We start from the raw sequence: 20,249 nt of genomic DNA, 5'->3' as shown, positions 1-20,249 counted from the left end.
TCTGCCTTCTTCAATGCTTATAAATATTTTTAGTTAAGGAGTATTATTAATATTTAGTTTTAAACAACTAATATTTAATAATTACTAGCGCAACTAAATAACTTATAAAACCTAGTAAAAATACATGATTTGTTTACATAAATCTTTTACACCAAAATGATTCCCAATCCAAAATCAAAATAGTATTAGCTGTATTTCAACATACCTACTTATATCAAAATATTGATTATTAATTATGCGAATCATACATATCTTAAATGAGGTTCAAGAAATTGGTAACGGTATTGTCAATGTAGCTGTGGATCTAGCTTGTCTGCAAGCAAAAGATGGTCATAAGGTAGCAGTAATATCCAGTGGTGGAAGTTACGAAAATTTACTAGCAAATTATGGCGTTAAGCACTATCAATTAGATCAAACACGCAAACCGATCAATCTCATCAAAGCCGCTATTAGTTATCGGGCAATTGTCAAAGAATTTCAGCCAGATATTGTTCATGCCCATATGATGACGGGAGTAATATTAGCAGCTTTTCTGAGAAACAGAGGTAAAAGTAGGTATAGTTTAGTTTCTACCGTACATAACGAATTCCAACGCAGCAGTATATTTATGGGGCTAGCTGACCGAGTAATTGCTGTCAGTAAAGCAGTTGCTGATGCTATGACACGGCGTGGTATTTCTCAAGAAAAATTGTGGGTAGTGTGTAATGGTACTTTGGGAAGCCCCCGCAACCGTCCCCTCCAAGAGTATGAACCTTTACCTTTGCAACATCCAGCGATCGCTACTGTGGCAGGAATGTATCATCGTAAAGGTATAGCTGAGTTAATTGCAGCTTTTGAGCAAGTAGCCTCAGATTTTCCCCAAGCACATTTATACATAGTCGGAAACGGGCCTGATCGCCATGAGTTTGAGGAACAAGCAAGCAAAACCGCTGTCAGTTCACGCATCCACTTTGAAGGCTTTCAACCAGAACCTCAACGTTATCTACTAGCTTGTGATATATTTGTCCTCGCTTCTCATCGTGATCCTTGCCCCCTCGTAATTTCCGAAGCCCGCGAAGCTAGTTGTGCAATTGTAGCTACAGAAGTAGATGGCATTCCCGAAGCATTGGATTACGGGGAAGCTGGTATTTTAGTACCAGCAAAAGATCCGAATACTTTAGCAGCAGCTTTGGTCAAACTGCTGAGTAACCCAGATACACTCCACCAATGGAAGGTAAAGGCAAATCAAAACCTAGAACGGTTAAAAGTTTACCGTGTTCATCAAGAAACACTAACAGTGTATCAAGGGTTAGTTAGTGGTTAGTGGTTATTGGTTAGTGGTTATTGGTAAACTACCTATCTACTAACTACTAACTACTGTACAGACGTGCCATGGCACGTCTCTACAACAACTAACAACCAACAACCAACAACTAACAACTAACAACCAACAACCAACAACTAACTACCAACAACCAACAACTAACAACTAACTACCAACAACCAACAACTAACAACCAACAACTAACTACCAACAACTAACTACCAACAACTAACAACTAACAACTAACCATTAACAATTATTTTTTCAAAGGAGCTGATGCATTAAGTTTGTAACTGGCGATAATTTGGTTAACTGTTGGTAATAGTTCTTTATACTGCTCACTAGGTACAATATAGGAGTCAATGGAAATTTTGTCACCTTGGGATTTGATAAAGCTATTAGCTGTGAGTGATCCGGAAGCATTTCCACTTTTAGCTGTATAACTCCAAGTAATCCTCACACTGCCGTCATTTTGTCTGACAGGCTGATCCATTCTAAAGTCTGGTTCTGACTCAAATTTGTTAATAAACCGCTTCAAAATCTCGGTTAATTCTTCCTGATTAGGAGTGTTTTCAGTGTTGAAAACATTGACTTGAATCAGACCATTCTCAGTTGGATCAAGCCAATAGATAATTACTTCGTTGGCATTACTGTTATCCCTGAGATTCCAGCCTTGGGGAACATCGATAGAGAACAAACCAGTGTCGTAGGAATAGGTTTGTAGGTTGCCAATTACGACTGGTCGGAAGTTACCAGTTGTGGTTCCGGAGGTTGAAGTTGAAGAACTTGAAGAATTGGAAGAACTTGAAGAACTTGAAGAATTGGAAGAACTTGAAGTAGAAGGTTCACTAGGAGTAGGACTGACCTGAGTCGGAGTTGCTACTGGTGTGTCAGAGTTAGAGTTATCTTGTTCGGAAATACTAGCACCGATAAAAGCCAATGCTACAATTAAGACCCCTAAAGCCCCAAGGCAAGAATAAAGAATGATTGCTGCTTTTGTCCAAGCTCTTTGGTGGGCTTTAAAGTCTTCAATACTACGCCACTGCCGACTTCTCCAAGCCCATGTGTTACCTTTTGCACCTAAGACAAAAGGCATCGGTATACCTACGTAAGGAACCCAAGATAACAGTCCAATCCAGACTTGATTGGTGATACTCCATAATGGAGACATCAAAAATGCTCCCCAGTTCCAACCTTGAATTTCCGGAGGTACGGGAACATTGGTATTAAATGTGCCACCTCCACCCAGCCAACCAGAATTTGTGGTTGCAGCAGGTGAGACGTACTGTTGAGGATTGTAACTTCCGCCCGACCAGTTTGGGTTAGAACCCAGGGGAGTAACAACAGGTTGGATGTGCTGGGGGGGTTGTCCACCTGAGTTGATAACTGTGGGTGGTGGGGAATATCCTCCAGGGTTTGGTGATACAGGTTGATTGTATTGGGGAGAAGGTTCTGTGGGTGCAACGTAATTATTAACCGCAGGAGACTGTAAAGCATCAATCATGTCTTTGGCGGTAGGATAGCGATCGCCTGGATGATATGCGATCGCTTTATCTAGTACCATCCGCAGACTAGGACTGACATTCATGGCATACTGATGCCACATGATCTCTCCAGTTCTGGAATCTGTCTGCAACTCCTGCGGCATTCTCCCAGTCAACAAATAAATCATTGTGATCGCTAAACTGTAGAGATCGCTGCTGTAAACAGGCCTACCAGCTGCTTGTTCTGGAGGCATAAATCCTGGTGTACCGATGACAATCGAACTAGTAGGATTACCTTGAGAGTTGACGATTGTACCCATCGATTCCCGTACGGCCCCAAAGTCAATCAGTACCGGTATATTATCTGCATCCCGCAGGATTATGTTGTCTGGTTTAATATCGCGATGGATGATGTGTCTGCTGTGTACGAAGTTGAGAACGTACAACAAACTCTTGAGTATTTCTCGCACAGCACTCTCACTCATTACCCCTTCAGTGTGTACCTTTTCAGTGAGAGTCTTACCTTCTACATATTCTTGAACTAAATAAAACTGACCTTGTTCAGCAAAATACGCATATAAATTGGGAATCCGGTTGTTGCTGTTTCCCAAGTCTTCTAAAATAGCCGCTTCCCGCTGGAACCTGTCTTGTACCATTTTATATATCTGCGGATTCTCTGTGACAGGCTTCAGCTGCTTAATGACACAACGACGACCCGAAGGCAAATGTGTATCTTCTGTTAGAAAAGTTTTGCCGAAACCACCTTCTCCTAAAACTTTCACAATCTTGTAACGATTGTTAATAATAGTTTGTAACATTATAATACACAACCTCTATGTTATCTTAATTACTTGATACCAGATGTATCTAGTACAATACGGCGGAAATAATTAGAATTTTAAGATATGGACAAAAAGCTTATGTGATAAGTTTTTTACCTTTCGCCTCCTGTCTGTTGGCTGCTTGTGCTAGTTATCTAATAATTAAAACAATCCATGGAGCAGAGATTACGGAAACTCACTATCAGGAAGTTATCTTTAGATTGAGTGAATTTACAAGGTAGATACCTGAATCAACTCAGTTCACAAAAAATTTATGAATTTCTTTACCTTTTCATTGTTGTTTTTTTTGATGGTTTAATAGTAAACAATTATTAGTTATTTTTTGATGACAAATAATCAATGATTTTAGCTGTATAAAATCAGCTTTTAAACTGTTTGATATACTTTTATAATTATCTTAATGTTTAAAAACTTACTATATTTTTTGCGCCTTTTGTGTAAAGAATTAATATTTTATGTGTATTGATAATTACTATTGGCTGGGTAGGGGATTAGCCTGATGAGTAATGCATTTTTACGTATGGTTGCTGGTAGTCAAGAGTATTCCTACTCGCTGCTAACCACTGGTGAGATAGTATTGGGACGTGACCCCAATAGTTGTCAAATTGTCTTAGATTCCAATGTTTACAATATGGTTTCGCGGCGTCATGCGGTCATTCGCCCATCTCAAACACCAGATGGTAGAACTAGCTTTCTAGTTTGCGATCTCAATAGTGCTAATGGAACTTATTTAAATGGACAGATTTTGCAGGGATGTCAGGAACTGCAAAATGGCGATCACATTACTCTTGGCAATAATGGCCCAGAATTCTTTTTCGAGTATCAGTATCAGTACAATACCCAGTATATTAGTATACCACAGTCAGCACCTGTAACAAATAATGTAGCCTTTAACTATTCAGCGCCTTCACCTAGTACCAATGATGATACTAGCCTGTCGCAACTAATACCGCTTTTGTCAACACCCAAAGATTTAACTCGCAAAGCCTACTTAGTACCAGGCATCATCACTGTTATCTTCGTAGTACTACTGTTTTTTGTCCAAGGTTATTTATATCAAATATTGCTAGGAGCGTACTTAGCTGGCGCGACCTTGTATTTTATCTACCAGTTATGTGGTAAACCTAAACCTTGGTGGGTGTTAATTGCTTCAACTATAATCACAATGATAGTTTTGGCTAGCCCCATACTTGATATTTTCATCATTGTGTTTCGCGGCATTCTACAAGGAAGCATACCTGAAGATCCCAGCAGCCTCAGTTTTCCCGAATTATTTCTTCGCTTCTTTATTGGCGCTGGGTTACTAGAAGAATTACTCAAAGCCTTACCTATCATCGTATTTTATTTAATTGGCAAATCGCTAGCATCCCCGAAACGGGAACGTATTGGTGTTTGGGAACCCTTGGATGGAATTTTGCTAGGTGCAGCTTCAGCAGTGGGTTTTACTTTGTTTGAAACTTTGGGTCAATATGTGCCTGGTAGGATTGCAGAAGTGGCGCAAGAGATGGGAACAGAAGCGGCTTTGGGAGCAGGGTTGCAATTACTGATTCCACGAATACTAGGCGAAGTTGCAGGACATATGGCTTGGAGTGGCTGGTTTGGATATTGTATTGGTTTGGGTATCCTCAAACCACGTCTAGCTTCGCGAATTCTGCCTATAGGGTACTTAAGTGCTTCTGGGCTGCATGGTTTGTGGAACAGCAGCGCGGGTTTGGCGGGTTCGTTGGGGGTTTTCGTTTTAGGGTTGTTGGTAGTGGTTGGGGGAATATCTTATGCTTTGTTGGCGACAGCAATTATTAAAGCGCGTGCTTTGTCGCCGACGCGTGAGCAGAATTTCGCCACTCGCTTTTTTAAGTAATGAGATGAGTTTTATCTGTGTGCATCCGTGTGTATCTGTGTTCGAGTTTTTTCTTCGAGTTTGTCACTGGGTGGTAGGGATAGATAATTATCGAACACAGATGAACACAGATGAACACGGATGATTTATCGGTGTGTATTAAAATTTCCTCAACTTTCCCAACCGCATGATTACAGAGTTTATCCATTTCCAGCTCAAAACCTCATGCAGTAAGGTATAGAAACAAGGAATGATAAACAGCGTTAATAGTGTTGCTAAGGACAACCCTGCAAATACCACAATACCTAAAGGTTGTAAAAATTCTGAACCTTCGCCAATTCCCAATGCTAAAGGGAACATGCCTAAAACTGTGGTAATTGTAGTCATTAATACTGGACGTAGGCGTTGGGGAGCAGCTTGTAAAATTGCTGTTTTACGATCAATGCCTTGCTGTTCCCGAATTTGATTTGCTAGTTCCACCATGATGATGGCGTTGTTAACGACGATACCTACTAACAAGACTGCACCGACAATCACTGTGGCGCCAATGGCAGTTTTGGTAATGTAAAGACCGAAAATACCCCCTGCTAAAGCTAAGGGAATTGTAAACATAATTACCAAGGGATCGATGAGGGAATTGTATTGCACAGCCATAACTACGAAGACTAGAAAGGCGGCTAATCCCCCTAATAACCATAGAGAGTTTTGTAATTGCCGATTAGCTTCTGCTGTCTCACTAGGCAGGACACTCACACCTTGAGGTAATTTTAAGTTATTCAAGACCTCATTCACTTGGGCTTGGGCATCACTGAGATTTGCGCCTTCGCTTAAGTTACCAGCAATAATGAAAACTTGACGTTGGTTAATTCGTTGGATCTCTCCAGGGGCTTGAGCATCGACAATTTCTGCAACATCGCTAAGACGGACTTGGCGATTATTTTCTACAAATAAAGGTAATCTTTCGAGTTGGGAGGGCGATCGCACAGATTCTTCATTTAACTGCACCCGCACATCCACAAGCCGATTATCACGTTGTAACTGTGTTGGTATACTGCCTTCAATAGCAGTCGCAATTGTGTCCCCGATTTCTCTAGCAGTTAATCCTACTGCTGCAACTCTTTCCCAATCTGGACGGATTTGCAGTTCAGGCTGACGTGCATCAGCATCGGGGCGAAACCTGGCTAAGGTAACTTTTTCTTCTAGGGTTGCTAGCAATTGCTGTCCAGCTTTTTGTAAGGTGTCTGCGTTATTTCCTTGCAGGATAATGTCAACTTCAGCACCCCTGACTGGAGAATTAGTAAGAATTAAACCCCGGACTTGCCCAGGAGCAACGCGCAAACGCACACCAACTAAATTCAGTTTGTTAAACTCTTGGGTAACTCGTTCAACATAGGCTTCTACATCGGAACCTGGTTTGAGGGTAATGGTGCTAGAACTCCGCAGGGGATTTTCTGTAGTATTGCTACCAAACAACCCACCGCCAATTGTGGAAAATACGTACTCAGTCTCAGGCTGACGACGGAGAATTTCATCAACCGCAGCCATGACTTTTTGGTTATTTTCTAAAGGTGTACCGGGAGGAAACTGAGCAAATAAAGTAGCTTGTCCAGTGTTGATCCGGGGTAAAATTTCTTGGGGAATTTGTGGTGCTACCCATAAACTGCCACCACCTAACAGAGTGATCGCGATCGCTATTGTGAGCAAGCGAAAACGCAAAATTTTACTTAAAAAAGCACCGTAATTTCTAGTTGCAGCATCAAAACGGCGATTAAATTCTCGGAGGAACCAAAAATTACTCAAACCACTGGAAATACGCCACGCTAACATCCGCGAAGCGAGCATCGGCACTACAGTTACCGCAATTAAAATAGAAGCAGCAACAGCAAAGCTAATAGTCAGAATTAATTCATTGAATAGCAGCGAAATAAAGCCACCAATCAGCAAAAATGGTAACACCGACACTAGGTTGGTGCTAGTAGAAGCTAGCAAAGCAGATTCTACTTCTTGGCTACTTTGTTCTGCCTGTTGAATGAGTTGCCATGAACTGAGGCGAGTTCTGGTATCTTTACCAGTAGTCATGCCTGCACCTTCGGCAATATTCTCCAACATGACGATGGAGTTATCTACTACGATACCTACGCCCAAGGCTAAACCACCCAAGCTGAAAATATTGAGGGATAGCCCAAACAATCCCATCAAAATGATCGCAGCTAAGGTTGCTAGGGGAATGGCAATCACAATAATCAGAGTTTGCCGCACCGAACCCAGAAATAACAAAACTGCGATCGCAGCTAGTGCTGCTCCAATCAAACCAGAACTTGTGACGTTAGAAATAGAATTACGGATAAACCGGGATTCATCCAAAGTAGGCGTGAGAACTGTTCCTTCTGGGATGACACCAGAATTTCTCAGTTCTTCTATTCGTTTTTTCACTCCATCTACAACGTCTATGGTGTTGGCATCCGGTTGCTTTTGAATGCTGACTTTTACGGCTGGCTGTCCGTTGAGTAAAACGAACAGACGTTGGTTTTGTGTACCATCAATGACTTGAGCAAAGTCACGTAGGTAGACGCGACGGGTAGGAATAGAAGCGGAGGAAGTGGAGGAAGTAGGGGAAGTTGAGGAAGTCGAAGAAGTAGGGGGAGAAGAAGAGACTTCAAAAGAAAGATTGCTGATTTCGTCCGCACTCTGGAAGCGTCCGACGGTACGGGTGAGAGGTTCAGAATTTTGTCCAAAAATTCGACCGCCAGAAATGTCTTGGTTGCGGTTGGTTAGTTCATCTAGTACATCTGTTAAACCAACACCAAGGGCTTGCAAACGATCCAAATCAATATTTACCCTGACTTCTTCTTGTACTCCCCCTGATACATCTACCCCTGCGACACCAGATACGACACTGAGTTCTCGTGCTAGTTCTTCTTCGGCAAATACCCGCAAATCAACACCTTCTAATGAGGGTGAAGTTAAGGCTAATTCGTAAATCGGGGATTGAGAGGGGTCAACTTTGAAGATGCGGGGTTCTTCAATAGTATCTGGTAAACCACTTCTAGCTCTGTTAAATGCAGCTGTAGCATCGTTGAGGGCTTGGTCAATATTACCCTTGGATTTTGGTTTTGGTTTTGGTTATTCCCCCCTTCTATTTGGATAGCAGTTAGAGGTACTACTACACGTTCTTGTCCCTGTTCGGCAAAATTGACTCTTGCCAATAGTCCACTACCGATTTTTGCCCCATTATTGGGAATCACTATTTCCACTGGTACTAAACCTAAACGAACTGTGCTGTCAGCTGCGGGAGAGATACGTGCTACATTGCCAACGTATGTATTATTAGGAAAGGCATCTAAGCGTACTTGTACTGATTGTCCCACCTGAATATTTGCCAGTTCTAATTCGGAAACTTCAACTCTAACTTTGACACGGCTAAAATCACCGATTTTTAGAACTTCATTACCTGGTTGCAAAAGATTTCCGGGTTCTGTGACCTTTTCTAAGACAGCCCCAGCAATCGGGGATGTCAACTTGGCATAGGAAAGGCGTTCTTTAGCTTCTGCTACCAAGGCTTGTTGAGCAGTTAATCTACCTTTAGCAGCAGCAACAGCTTCTTGTTCTGTACGTACTTGCTGCTGTGCGGCACGTAATGCTTGCGTCGCCGTTTGGGCGTTGGTGCGTGCTTGTTCGGCTGCTTGTTGAGCGATCGCTCCTTCTTTGAGGAGTTTATCTTGTCTTTCGGCATCGGCAAGGGCTTGTGCTACTTCTAATCGTGTCCGTTCTACTTCAACACGGGCATTATTAACTTGAGCATTTGCCCTGGCTACTTCTGATTTGAGTGCTGCTAGTTCTGCTTCGGCTTGATTTAAGGCTGTTTGCAGGAGCGTGTCATCTACCTGTCCAAGTATTTGACCTTGTGATACCACATCCCCCACATCTACGTTCAAAGCCAAAAGCTGTCCTTGGATTTGCGATCGCAACGATACTGTGCGGAACGGTGTAGTAGTACCTGTGTATTCTAATTGTTGTTGCAAACCGTCTTTACGAGCGATCGCCACATCTACAGGTATTGCACCATCAGCTTGTCCAGATACACCACGACGCTCTTGCTGAGCCTCTGCTGATTCTTTGGGAAGTGATCCGCAACCCCCCATCAATAATCCCATACCTAGCCAATAAACCAGCAAGAATACAGATGAATTCGACAATAAGGGGGGGGTTTTAACTAATATACGCAGCTTATTTCCGTCGCAAATCATTATATTTGGCTCCTACTGGGGCAGCTTTTGCCTAATACGGTCATTTATTAATAAATAGTCCCAATGGATAATGTAAATATCACTGAGACTTTATGAACAAATAAATACATTCCGCACAAAAAAACTGTAAATCTTCTTCCATTAGTTTTGTCAAATTTTATGTATAGTAAATTACTTTCTTTTCAAAAAAAGCATACCAAGCATATCAAAGAAGATGCTAATCGTCCAAAATCAGAAAGATTTGGTTTGAGTTGATACAATTATTAACATAGTATAAATATTTGTGTTTTAATTTGTCTCTACTTAAAGGTATAAGACTGAAAACACGCGAAAATAATCCTGTTTACAGTTAATTTTTAGTCAATATATCTATTGACTAGAATGATTATTTATTAGGCTGTAACAAAAAATTCTTTAATTATCCAGACAATCTCTAAAGACCCAACATGCTATCACTCCTTGTAGTTTTTATCTCTATCCTAAAAACTACACCTAGCAAGTACATGAGCAAAAAGTCATGTATGCACCCGTGACTTAAGTCATGTTTTCACTATGACAAAATTTGTATCTACAAATGCCGACTCTGAACTACATACGAAAAAGCATTCTCCGCGTACCTCTGCGTTAACTCTGTGTTCCTCTGCGTTAAAAAATAAGTAAAATTTTATCTTTAAAAATTTAGACCAATTGTTCTTGACACATAACAACCACTTATTTGTAGTTAAGTTTTGGAAAATAGATATTTTTATAGCTTGGTAGCAACCATATCAATAACCTTCAGTAATTTAGATTATATTAAAAAAGTAAAAAATTTGGAAAGCAGGACACACATTGTGTATGTCCTCACAGAACTAACTGAAAATTAACTTGGCGCAAGGAAGGCAACCAGTGACATTACCATTACAAATTTTACAAACAACCGACGACTCTCTGCTGGCGCAATTTTTCCAAGCATCTGTAGGTCAATGGCGTTCAGAACGTCGCTATTACACTCTCCCAGAGGGAGAAACCAAAGAAATGGTGAGTGTAATTACTATTAATTTTTTAGAGCAGGGATGCGAAAAATTACGTAAACTGGCTCAAATGCACGGTTTGCCTGATACAGTGAGTTTAACCTGTGGTGCTGAAGTCATTTGGGAAAGCACTAATTCAATTTCAAACAAGAAGGAATCAAAGGGAACAACTTTATTTGGGGCTTTAGGAAACACAATATATCGCGATCGCGGTTTTGCAACAGCTAAACCAGTGACAGCTCAGTATTACTTCCCCAACCCTACAACACTATGTTTGCGAACCGAATACAATAATTCAGTATTTGAAGAAGAATTAAAGCTAGTCGGCAGCAAATACCGCACACGGCAATCTATAATTTCCCGTGCAGGTGAGCAGTTGATGATTGGTCAATATCTGGAAAAGCGGATTTAGTCGGTAGCAAATTGTAATCAACTAGTCTGGTTGCAGGTAAATCAGGATGATCGCGTCCCTGAATCAGTTGTAAAATTCGCATAGCAACTGAACAAAGCTAACACAGTCAATCGTCGGCTCGCAGCAATCGATTCTAATTACTCCAAATCATCTTCTTTTTTAGACTTCTTATTCTCAACTGTATACTTAATCTCTAACTGTTCCGCAGCACGGTAACTTTTTTCCTCACCAGTACCATACACAACCTGTAAATTCCCTCTTCTGTTCTCTTTGTCTTGGCGATCTTGGTGTCGTGGCGGTGCATTTCTCACCCCTCTCCTCCTCGCCGAAGTCCCCTCTTCTGCTGTATCTTGTGCCACCACTTCATACAAAATCGCCTGCTTATGATTATCTTTACCCTTCCTTAACACTCTCCCTAATCTCTGAATATATTCTCTTGCCGAACCCGTACCCGATAAAATAATCGCCACACTCGCCGCCGGCACATCTACACCTTCATTCAACACATGGGAAGCAACAACAGTCTTATACTCCCCCTCCCGAAACTTTGTTAAAACCTCATGACGTTCCTTCACAGGCGTTTGATGAGTAATTGCTGGAATTAAAAACTCTTGAGAAATCCGATAAACCGTAGCATTATCAGCAGTAAAAATTAAAACTCGCTCCGGATAATGCTTCGCTAATAAGTTTGCTAGAATTCTTAACTTGCCATCCGTACCGACAGCAATTTCTTTGGCTTGGCGATGCGCTAACATTGCTCTACGTCCGGCTTGCGATCGCGCACTCATCTGCACAAACTTTTGCCAACCCTGGATACTCCCCAAAGAAATTTTCGCTTGCTGTAAGAAATCATTGCGGATTTGAATTAACTCGTTGTACTTTTCCCGTTCATGCTGCGATAGCTTGACTTTAATTTGGACAATTTCGTGTTCTGCTAATGCCTTTCCCGCTAAATCTTCAGCCCTTTTGCGATATACTTCTGGGCCAATGAGTATATTCAAATCAGTATGTTTCCCATCGCTGCGTTCAGGTGTCGCCGATAGTCCTAAACGATAGGGTGCGATCGCATACTCTGCAATTACCCGATTAAAATCAGTCGGTAAATGATGACACTCATCAAAAATCAACAAGCCGTACTGATTTCCCAAACTTTCAGCATGAATTGCGGCACTGTCGTAAGTTGCAACCAGTATCGCTGTTTTATCCCGCGAACCACCCCCCAGTAACCCCACCTCCGCATCCGGAAACGCCGATACCAAGTGTGCATACCACTGATGCATTAAATCCAACGTTGGCACAACAATCAGCGTACTGCGTGGCGTCGCCTCCATTGCCATCTGCGCCAAATAAGTTTTTCCGGCGGCGGTAGGTAGCACTACTACACCTTGTCTTCCCGCCAATTTCCAAGCTGTTAACGCCTCACTCTGGTGGGGGTAGGGTTCCATTTCCAAACTAGAAAGCAATTCTAGAGAATAAAATCCCTTTGCCTCATCAATAAAATAGGTATCCTCCGCTTGCAGTGCTTCCACCAAAGGACGATATTTAATCGCCGGAATGCGGAACTTTTCAACTCTATCATCCCATACGGCGTAATCTGTCCAGGCTTTGCCACGTGGTGGTGGATGCAAAATTAATGTGCCACGATCAAAAGTTAATGTGGGGGTACGAGCCATTTTTCGGTTCCTCCCAAATAGTTATTGGTTGTTTGTTGTTTGTTGTTTGTTCCTAGCAACTACCAACAACCAACCACCAACAAAATTTACTCACTAAACTTATTCCCTTAACAAAAATAACTGAAAACGTGCATGATTAAACCGACAGACACAGACAAAGAGCAATTTGATATATTCCTGAAACAAGTAATGTCTCACTGGCAAAAGCCTGCTAGTATTTTCGACTCTTACACCACACAAAGACAAAAAATGATGCTTGACCGACTACGGTTGCAGGCACAAATTATGTTAATTGTTGGACTAACAGTAATTGCCTTTTTTTTGTGGGTGAATTTACAAGCAGCAGGTAAAATATCTGCTCTCAAGATTGGTCTGGTTGTCGAGTTAATCATTGGAGCTTGTTGGTTTCTTTGTCAAAATAATTTTGGTCGTCGTTATCCTCAAATTATCTTTTTGACTCTTTGTTGGTCTGTGACTTGTATTGCTCAAATTGGTACAGCTTTACTTTTTAATGTTTTAGAGCCAAGAAATTGGATTAAAAAAATTTGCTTATGACCTGTGGGGAGATACTGTCAACACTGCCAGTAGAATGGAATCACACGGTTTAGCTGGCTGTATTCAAGTCTGTGAAGCTTCTCATCAATGTTTAAAAGATAAATTTGTATTGGAAAAACGAGGATTGATTAAGATTAAAGGTAAGGGAGAAATGATGACTTATTTACTCAAAGGTGCGATCGCTAATTAACAGCCCTTCTGCCTTCTGCATCAAAGATAATTTTTGCTCCTATTGACGTAGTAAACTAACTAAATGGGAAAGTTCCGGTAAAATCAGTTTTTCCATCGCTAATCGCACCGCATTGCTAGAACCAGGAAGAGAAAAAATTAATTTACTTTGATAAACACCAGCAACAGCGCGAGAAGCGATCGCTCGTGAACCAATTTCCTGATAACTTAAAAAGCGAAACAATTCACCAAATCCAGGCAAAGTTTTTTCTAACAACTTTTCTATGGCATCATAGGTAGTATCTCTTGGAGCGATACCCGTGCCACCAGTGAAAATCACAGCATCTAAATTGGAATTTTTACCCAGCAGTTCTAACTGTTCTTGGATTTGAGTTGGTTCATCTTTAATAATTGTGTAAACTCCCACTGTGTGGTTAGCATTCCGGAGTAATTTTTGAATTAACTGACCACTTTTATCTGTGGATTGGGAACGCGTATCGCTAACGGTAACTACAGCACAAGTTACCGTCAACATTTGAGAATTTGAATGAGGGATATTAGTCATTTATTTGTTGTTTGGTGTTCGTTGGTTGTTGGTTGTGATTGGTTGTTTGAGCAAACACCTACCAACTATCAACCATCAACAAAATTCCTTAGCCAATGACCAATGACTTTTTAAGATTTATTAAATCCCAAGTCATTTTCTTCTGCATATCTTTGCATAAACCGCATGAAGCGATCCCATTGTTCTTTAGATTTCATTAAATAAACAGCTTCCAAAGCTTCTGGTTTACCGTTGACAAATCTACCTTTGACTTCGCGGGTGACAATTTCCCCTTCTTCGTCAATCATGTACATACCGGTGATGTCTTCGGTATTGCCACTATCTAATGCTTTAGGATTTTGAAAAATAAACGTTGCAGTACCACTTTCACCAGTGCGCGATCGCGTCAAGCGTACTTCCGGAATTACTTCTTCGTCAATACCTTTAGAAAACTGGATTTTTGCCATGATGAGTGAATTTAAAGTTTTGTGATGTTTAAATTAATATTCTCTCATCTTTTAGTACAAATAAGCCTAGATTATGGTCAGATTGATTACCTACGTGTAAACACTTATATACTTTCTTTGTCTAGTATTAAGGTTACAGGCCCGTCATTTTCAATCGTAACTTGCATCATCGCCCCAAATTTACCAGTTTCTACCTTCAAACCACTCTCCCGTAACTTGGCGACAAAGCAATTATATAAATCCTCAGCAGTTTGAGGGGTTGCTGAACGGTCAAACGACGGTCGTCGACCTTTGCGACAGTCACCGTAAAGCGTGAACTGACTGATTACCAGCAACTCACCACCAATCTCTTGTACAGATTTTTGCCACCTATCTCCGCCTTCTTGGTCAGGGAACAGTCGCAATTCCAAACATTTACGTACCATCCAGTCAAGTTCAGCATCAGTATCACTATCAGCAATACCCACAAGCAAATTCAGTCCTCGTCCAATTTTGCCGACAATTTCACCATTAACTGTGACTTTAGATGATTTAACTCGCTGAATCACAACACGCATTATATAAAGTGACGTTTTAAGTGTTATTTATACTGTATTCTTTTATTTTTAATTTCACTTAATCTTTCTTCATGTTCGATAATCTGTGTAAATTCCTTGCTGAAACCTTCTCAAGTGATTTTGCCAGTTGGCTATTAGGAGAACCAGTTACCCTCACCGAGTTAAGTCCCTCTGAACTATCTCTTGAACCCATTCGTGCTGATGCACTAATATTACTCCAATCTGATCAAGTTGTACTTCATTTGGAATTTCAGACTCAACCCAAAACCGAAATTCCGTTTCGGATGGCAGATTATCGACTGCGTGTGTATCGGCGTTTTCCCAACAAACGCATGAATCAAGTCGTGATTTACCTACAAAAAACTACTTCTGATCTGGTACAATAAAATACATTTACTTTGGAAAGAACTCATCACGAGTTTGATATCATTCGCTTATGGGAGCAACCAACTAGTGTATTCTTGCAATATCCAGGTTTATTACCCTTTGCAGTCTTGAGCCAGACTAATGACCGCACTGAAACACTCAGACAAGTTGCTCAAATAATTTCTAATATTAAAGATCAACGTACACAGAGTAACATTGCAGCATCAACATTTATCCTAGCTGGGCTAGTATTAAATAAAGACACAATTCAACAGTTGCTGCGAAAAGAACTTATGCAAGAGTCAGTAACTTATCAAGCTTTAATAGATGAAGGTCGGGCTGAAGGTCGGGCTGAAGGTCGGGCTGAAGGTCGGGCTGAAGGTCGGGCTGAAGGTATTCAAGAAGGTATTCAAGAAGGTATTCGACGGGTTGCTGTCAACCTTCTCAAAGAGGGAATGTCAAGAGAAATGGTGTCAAAATTGACAGGTTTATCAGTAGAACAATTGCAACAGTTGGAGATTTCAGAGTCTGAAAACTCACAAGAATAAGAGAAACAAATTAACAGTTCCCTCACCCCAAAGGGACTTGGTCATTAGTCCTTAGTTATTCTAATGACCAATGACCAATGACTACTTCCCAAATCCTTTACCACGATTCGTAGAAGGAATACAGAGACAGTTTTCTAATTGTTCTCGCAATTTTTCATGGTCTAAATTTTGGCCAATCAGTACCAACTGATTTTTCTTTTCGCCTTTCCACTCATCATCATCTAAGGTAAAGCGTTTACCACAAAGGTGAAAAATATGTCGCTTGGGACTTTCATCAAACCACATAATACCCTTTGCACGGAAAATAGTATCGGGAAGTTGGTTATCTAAGAAATACTGAAATTTTCTGATTGCAAAAGGTTTGTCACTCTCAAAAGATAGTGAGGTAAAGCCATCATTTTCCAGATGATTGGAATGATGGTGATGGTGGTGATGATGATCATGGTCGTGGTGGTGGTCGTGACCACATTCTGAGTGGTCATGATCATGGCCGTGATCGTCGTGATCATGCGCTTCGGCAGAGTCAAAATACTTATCTGTCTCAAACAGACCAACACTGAGAATTAAAGGTAGTGGTACTTGTGCTTTCTTGGTACGAATAATTCTCGCGCCTTCCTTAACCTCTCGAATTTTGGCTTCTAGTGTTTCTAATTCTGTTTCAGAAACTAAATCTGTCTTATTCAACAAAATCACATCACCATAGGCGATCTGACTGTAAGCTGCCTGGGAATTAAACAAATCTAGGCTGTAATTTGCTGCATCGACAACAGTGATAATCGAATCTAGACGAGTTAAATCTCGTAATTCCGTGCCAAGAAATGTTAAGGCAACTGGTAGCGGATCTGCTAGTCCAGTTGTTTCTACAACTAGATAGTCTATATTTTCTTGGCGTTCTAAAACTTTATAAACGGCATCAACCAAATCATTATTAATGGTGCAGCAGATACAACCGTTACTTAACTCCACCATATTATTATTATCGTCGGTAGAGATAATTAACTCGTTATCAATGCCAATTTCACCAAATTCATTTACTAAAACAGCGGTTTTTAAACCCTGTTGATTGCTCAAGATATGATTGAGTAAAGTTGTTTTTCCGCTACCAAGAAAACCAGTGATAATTGTGACTGGTAATCCTTGTTTTGGGGCATCCATTGAATGAGATTCAGAAGTAGCTGCTTGCATAACACTGCCATCAAATGAGTCAAACTAGAAAATGTAGCGCACAGAGTCCATAAAACACTAGCATAGGGATGCTGGATCAACGTCCCAGTTGCTTTAACCTATTATTGCGTATCTCAATCAGTATTACTGTGTTATGACCCTAACCGTTTACAATACCCTCACTCGTCGCCAAGAACCTTTGGAAACAATTGAGCCTGGAAAAGTTAAGATGTATTGCTGCGGCGTGACGGTGTATGACTATTGCCATTTGGGTCATGCTCGTTCCTACATAGTTTGGGATACTATACGTCGTTATCTGCAATGGCGCGGTTATCAAGTCCACTACATCCAGAATTTTACCGATATTGACGATAAGATTCTCAACCGTGCCAGGGAACAAGGTACAACGATGGAAGCAGTGTCACATCGTTTTATCGATGCTTATTTTGAAGATATCCGTCGTTTAAATGTCATGGATGCTGACGAATATCCTCGTGCAACGGAACATATTCCGGAAATCCATGAGATGATTAAAGCCTTAATTGCAAAAGATTATGCCTACGCGGCTGGTGGTGACGTATATTACAGAGTTGAGCGTTTTCCCACTTACGGTAAGCTATCAGGGCGCGAACTAGAACAAATGCAAGCTGGTGCAAGTGGCAGAGTAGATGCAGAAGAACAAGAAGGTAAAAAACAGCACCCCTTTGATTTTGCTTTGTGGAAAGCTGCTAAACCAGGAGAACCAGCTTGGGACTCACCTTGGGGTAAAGGTCGTCCGGGGTGGCATATTGAATGTTCGGCGATGATTCGATCGCGACTAGGTGAAACAATTGATATTCATGGTGGCGGTGGTGATTTAATCTTCCCTCACCATGAAAATGAAATTGCCCAATCAGAAGCCGCCATCAACAAACCCCTAGCCCGTTACTGGATGCATAACGGCATGGTGATGGTAGATGGTAAGAAAATGTCCAAGTCTCTATGTAATTTTACCACTATCAGAGAATTATTAGATCGCCCAGTAGACCCAATGGCGGTGCGCTACTTTGTCTTGCAGGCACACTATCGCAAACCTCTTGATTTTACAGATGAAGCGATCACTACTGCCGAAAGTAGTTGGAAAACCCTCAAAGAAGGTTTACTTTTCGGCTACGAACACGGTCAAAAACTTGGCTTTGACAATGACGGTAATAATTTAGATAAAGAAATCATCAAACGATTTGAAGAATCAGGAGATGATGACTTTAACTTTTCTGGTAGCCTAGCAGTACTATTTGAACTCGCCAAAGAACTACGCCGAGAGGGAAATCTTTTGGTACATGAAGGCAAAACCACAACACCACCAGCAGAGTTAGCGAAACAGTGGCGGACTCTTGTTACCTTGGCCGGAGTGTTGGGTTTAGAAGCCAAAGTGGCAGAAGAAACAAATAATACTGGTGGTATTACTGAAGTAGAAATCGAGGAGTTAATTCAAAAACGGCAAGAAGCGAGAAAAGCCAAGAATTTTGCCGAAGCAGACCGTATCCGCGATGAATTGCAAGCCCAAGGCATTACTTTAATAGATAGCCGTGAGGGTACTCGTTGGCATAGGGGATAATAATTTAGAAAAATTTATGAGGTGACAAATGGAAACTACAAAAACCAGACAAGCGCTACTCAAAGCAATTTACGAGGAATTGGAACAGGCTTATGAAGATACTTTAGAAGATGTTTTAGAGTTATTAAAAATTCGTAAAAGCGAAGATGAAGAGGATATTCGAGATATTCATGCGGCAAAAAATGATACTACTATTTCTTGGGAACAATACAAGCGAGAAACCGCGTGATTTATCAAGTAGAAATTACAAGTAGGGCAGCTAAACAATTAAAAAAGCTGCCTGAAGATATCAAACTACGAATTGAAGAGAAGATTCAAGAGTTAGCAGAAAATCCACGTCCTGATGGAGTTGTAAAGTTAGAAGACAGTGAAGATACTTACCGTGTTCGTGTAGGCAAGTATCGTATTTTGTACGAAGTCAAAGATGATTTACTAATAGTCAAAGTTGTTAAAGTTGGGCATCGTAAAGACGTTTACAAAAAATAGCCAATTAATGAGATAACTGTAGGCATTATTTATGCCTGTGACGAGATCAAAAATGTTCCTTGATCTAAGGAAAAATTGCCAATTCCGTTTCAGGATCAAAAAAGTGGAGTTTTTCTGGTGTCAGGGATAACCATAGCTGTTCGCCCACATGTACCAGTCTGTCTGGAGGTACTCGCACTTGCAAAGAATTACCACAGGCAGTCACAGGTTGTTGGAAACTAGAACCGACAAGTTTTGTAGATAGATAACTATCATTGCCGAGGTTTTCTACCAGTTCGACTTGTACTGGTAAATTTTTAGTCGCAGGTACACTTAAAATTAAATGTTCTGGACGAATGCCTAATATTACAGTGCGTCCATCGTATTTTTGTAAGGCATTGCCCCAAAATTCTGGTAAAGTCAGCCGAAAATCTCCGTTAGTAATTAACAAAGGGGCATGAAATTTCATCGGCATAAAATTCATTGGTGGTGAACCAATAAATTCAGCCACAAAAAGGTTAGCGGGACGATTATAAAGTTCTAACGGCTGGGCAACTTGTTGAATTTGACCTTGATTGAGAATTGTAATGCGATCGCCCATTGTCATCGCTTCTGTTTGATCGTGGGTAACATAAATTGTCGTTGTTCCTAGTTGGCGTTGCAGTTTGACAATTTGGGCGCGGGTTTCGGCGCGTAGTTTGGCATCAAGGTTAGAAAGCGGTTCATCCATGAGAAACACTTGGGGATTGCGGGCGATCGCCCTTCCTAACGCCACCCGTTGTCTTTGTCCCCCGGATAATTGTTTGGGTAAACGATTTAACAGTCCTTCAATTTGTAATAACTGAGCAACGTATTTTACCTGTTCATTTACTGAGCGTTCTTTCTCAGAAATATAACGTAGTCCCTTGGGTAAATTTCGTGTCATTCCCACTAACATCTTTTCTGCCCACGCCGTTAAATGGGATGATGGGGTGATGGGGTGATGGGGAGAGTTTGATTCTACATTC

Annotated in this window: 16 protein-coding genes and 3 pseudogenes; 10 read left to right on the top strand and 9 right to left on the bottom strand. The window is 41.0% G+C overall.

All coding sequences use genetic code 11. The annotated features are described in order from the left end of the window. The first annotated feature begins 235 nt into the window (after positions 1-235). Together UYI_RS0125255 and UYI_RS40060 are read left to right on the top strand one after the other, a co-directional pair. Positions 236-1,303, top strand: a complete 1,068-nt coding sequence (locus UYI_RS0125255; protein WP_016869468.1) for a glycosyltransferase — start codon at positions 236-238, stop codon at positions 1,301-1,303. A gap of 173 nt (positions 1,304-1,476) precedes the next feature. Continuing rightward, positions 1,477-1,521: pseudogene (locus UYI_RS40060) on the top strand (hypothetical protein); the annotation flags it as partial. A gap of 38 nt (positions 1,522-1,559) precedes the next feature. Here the strand turns inward: UYI_RS40060 and UYI_RS0125250 are convergent. Next, positions 1,560-3,605, bottom strand: coding sequence for a protein kinase domain-containing protein (locus tag UYI_RS0125250; RefSeq protein WP_016869467.1), 2,046 nt, complete (start codon positions 3,603-3,605; stop codon positions 1,560-1,562). Between the two features lie 523 nt (positions 3,606-4,128). Between UYI_RS0125250 and UYI_RS0125245 the strand changes: the two genes are divergently transcribed. After that, a complete protein-coding gene (locus UYI_RS0125245; protein WP_016869466.1) occupies positions 4,129-5,487 on the top strand; it encodes a PrsW family glutamic-type intramembrane protease in 1,359 nt (452 codons plus the stop codon). A 138-nt stretch (positions 5,488-5,625) separates the two neighbouring features. On the opposite strand, the pseudogene UYI_RS0125240 reads toward UYI_RS0125245, so the two are convergent. Next, positions 5,626-8,511, bottom strand: a pseudogene (locus UYI_RS0125240) (efflux RND transporter permease subunit); the annotation flags it as partial. Beyond that, positions 8,436-9,713 carry an efflux RND transporter periplasmic adaptor subunit gene (locus UYI_RS33425; protein WP_016869464.1) on the bottom strand — a complete coding sequence of 426 codons (1,278 nt, stop codon included), beginning with the start codon at positions 9,711-9,713 and terminating at the stop codon, positions 8,436-8,438. The gene UYI_RS33425 and the pseudogene UYI_RS0125240, both read right to left, overlap by 76 nt. Before the next feature lie 888 nt (positions 9,714-10,601). Between UYI_RS33425 and UYI_RS0125230 the strand changes: the two genes are divergently transcribed. Next, positions 10,602-11,138 carry a phycobiliprotein lyase gene (locus UYI_RS0125230; RefSeq protein ID WP_026086163.1) on the top strand — a complete coding sequence of 179 codons (537 nt, stop codon included), beginning with the start codon at positions 10,602-10,604 and terminating at the stop codon, positions 11,136-11,138. Between the two features lie 137 nt (positions 11,139-11,275). Here UYI_RS0125230 and UYI_RS0125225 read toward each other — a convergent pair whose 3' ends face one another. After that, on the bottom strand, positions 11,276-12,811 hold the full coding sequence (locus tag UYI_RS0125225; RefSeq protein WP_016869462.1) for a DEAD/DEAH box helicase: 1,536 nt from the start codon (positions 12,809-12,811) through the stop codon (positions 11,276-11,278). A gap of 132 nt (positions 12,812-12,943) precedes the next feature. On the opposite strand from UYI_RS0125225, the gene UYI_RS0125220 reads away from it, so the two are divergent. Continuing rightward, positions 12,944-13,366: a hypothetical protein gene (locus UYI_RS0125220; RefSeq protein ID WP_016869461.1), complete on the top strand. Its 423-nt coding sequence runs from the start codon at positions 12,944-12,946 to the stop codon at positions 13,364-13,366. 34 nt (positions 13,367-13,400) lie between these two features. Further along, positions 13,401-13,556 (top strand): adenylate/guanylate cyclase domain-containing protein, encoded by a 156-nt coding sequence (locus tag UYI_RS39300; protein WP_016869460.1) that lies wholly within the window; start codon positions 13,401-13,403, stop codon positions 13,554-13,556. Positions 13,557-13,595: 39 nt separating this feature from the next. On the opposite strand, the gene UYI_RS0125210 is transcribed toward UYI_RS39300, so the two are convergent. The 3 genes from UYI_RS0125210 to dtd all read right to left on the bottom strand — a co-directional run bounded on the left by UYI_RS0125210 (position 13,596) and on the right by dtd (position 15,102). Continuing rightward, entirely contained in the window at positions 13,596-14,099 is a 504-nt protein-coding gene (locus UYI_RS0125210; RefSeq protein ID WP_026086162.1) for a MogA/MoaB family molybdenum cofactor biosynthesis protein, read from the bottom strand. 110 nt (positions 14,100-14,209) lie between these two features. Next, complete coding sequence (gene psb28, locus UYI_RS0125205) at positions 14,210-14,545, bottom strand: photosystem II reaction center protein Psb28 (protein WP_016869458.1); 336 nt, start codon at positions 14,543-14,545, stop codon at positions 14,210-14,212. A 104-nt stretch (positions 14,546-14,649) separates the two neighbouring features. Beyond that, the gene (dtd, locus tag UYI_RS0125200; RefSeq protein ID WP_016869457.1) at positions 14,650-15,102 is read right to left on the bottom strand and encodes a D-aminoacyl-tRNA deacylase; all 453 of its coding nucleotides are present in this window, start codon (positions 15,100-15,102) and stop codon (positions 14,650-14,652) included. A gap of 71 nt (positions 15,103-15,173) precedes the next feature. Here dtd and UYI_RS33420 point away from each other — a divergent pair. Continuing rightward, positions 15,174-16,016: pseudogene (locus tag UYI_RS33420) on the top strand (Rpn family recombination-promoting nuclease/putative transposase). A gap of 81 nt (positions 16,017-16,097) precedes the next feature. Here the strand turns inward: UYI_RS33420 and UYI_RS0125190 are convergent. Continuing rightward, a complete protein-coding gene (locus tag UYI_RS0125190; protein WP_016869453.1) occupies positions 16,098-17,201 on the bottom strand; it encodes a CobW family GTP-binding protein in 1,104 nt (367 codons plus the stop codon). Between the two features lie 133 nt (positions 17,202-17,334). On the opposite strand from UYI_RS0125190, the gene cysS reads away from it, so the two are divergent. Genes cysS through UYI_RS0125175 form a run of 3 tightly spaced genes read left to right on the top strand, consistent with a single transcriptional unit; the run spans position 17,335 to position 19,263 of the window. Next, positions 17,335-18,777, top strand: coding sequence for a cysteine--tRNA ligase (cysS, locus tag UYI_RS0125185; RefSeq protein WP_016869452.1), 1,443 nt, complete (start codon positions 17,335-17,337; stop codon positions 18,775-18,777). A gap of 28 nt (positions 18,778-18,805) precedes the next feature. Continuing rightward, on the top strand, positions 18,806-19,006 hold the full coding sequence (locus tag UYI_RS0125180) for a hypothetical protein (RefSeq protein ID WP_016869451.1): 201 nt from the start codon (positions 18,806-18,808) through the stop codon (positions 19,004-19,006). Further along, a complete protein-coding gene (locus tag UYI_RS0125175; protein WP_016869450.1) occupies positions 19,003-19,263 on the top strand; it encodes a type II toxin-antitoxin system RelE family toxin in 261 nt (86 codons plus the stop codon). The genes UYI_RS0125180 and UYI_RS0125175 overlap by 4 nt, the downstream gene beginning before the upstream one ends. 64 nt (positions 19,264-19,327) lie before the next feature. Here the strand turns inward: UYI_RS0125175 and UYI_RS33415 are convergent. Further along, positions 19,328-20,249, bottom strand: a 922-nt coding sequence (locus UYI_RS33415) for an ABC transporter ATP-binding protein (RefSeq protein WP_016869449.1), incomplete at its 5' end; no start/stop codon positions are given.

It is taken from the genome of Fischerella muscicola PCC 7414, from assembly GCF_000317205.1.
GTDB lineage: Bacteria > Cyanobacteriota > Cyanobacteriia > Cyanobacteriales > Nostocaceae > Fischerella > Fischerella muscicola.
The sequence above is the reverse complement of the archived record's forward strand: the minus strand, read 5'-3'. Positions and strand labels throughout refer to the sequence as shown.

What these genes read in the sequence shown, in the direction of transcription:
- UYI_RS0125180 (WP_016869451.1), top strand. Translation starts at nt 18,806, where the DNA reads ATGGAAACTACAAAAACCAGACAAGCGCTACTCAAAGCAATTTACGAG.
- UYI_RS0125255 (WP_016869468.1), top strand. Translation starts at nt 236, where the DNA reads ATGCGAATCATACATATCTTAAATGAGGTTCAAGAAATTGGTAACGGT.
- UYI_RS0125225 (WP_016869462.1), bottom strand. Translation starts at nt 12,811, where the DNA reads ATGGCTCGTACCCCCACATTAACTTTTGATCGTGGCACATTAATTTTG.
- UYI_RS39300 (WP_016869460.1), top strand. Translation starts at nt 13,401, where the DNA reads ATGGAATCACACGGTTTAGCTGGCTGTATTCAAGTCTGTGAAGCTTCT.
- UYI_RS0125245 (WP_016869466.1), top strand. Translation starts at nt 4,129, where the DNA reads ATGAGTAATGCATTTTTACGTATGGTTGCTGGTAGTCAAGAGTATTCC.
- UYI_RS0125250 (WP_016869467.1), bottom strand. Translation starts at nt 3,605, where the DNA reads ATGTTACAAACTATTATTAACAATCGTTACAAGATTGTGAAAGTTTTA.
- psb28 (WP_016869458.1), bottom strand. Translation starts at nt 14,545, where the DNA reads ATGGCAAAAATCCAGTTTTCTAAAGGTATTGACGAAGAAGTAATTCCG.
- UYI_RS0125220 (WP_016869461.1), top strand. Translation starts at nt 12,944, where the DNA reads ATGATTAAACCGACAGACACAGACAAAGAGCAATTTGATATATTCCTG.
- dtd (WP_016869457.1), bottom strand. Translation starts at nt 15,102, where the DNA reads ATGCGTGTTGTGATTCAGCGAGTTAAATCATCTAAAGTCACAGTTAAT.
- UYI_RS0125190 (WP_016869453.1), bottom strand. Translation starts at nt 17,201, where the DNA reads ATGCAAGCAGCTACTTCTGAATCTCATTCAATGGATGCCCCAAAACAA.
- UYI_RS33425 (WP_016869464.1), bottom strand. Translation starts at nt 9,713, where the DNA reads ATGATTTGCGACGGAAATAAGCTGCGTATATTAGTTAAAACCCCCCCC.
- UYI_RS0125210 (WP_026086162.1), bottom strand. Translation starts at nt 14,099, where the DNA reads ATGACTAATATCCCTCATTCAAATTCTCAAATGTTGACGGTAACTTGT.
- cysS (WP_016869452.1), top strand. Translation starts at nt 17,335, where the DNA reads ATGACCCTAACCGTTTACAATACCCTCACTCGTCGCCAAGAACCTTTG.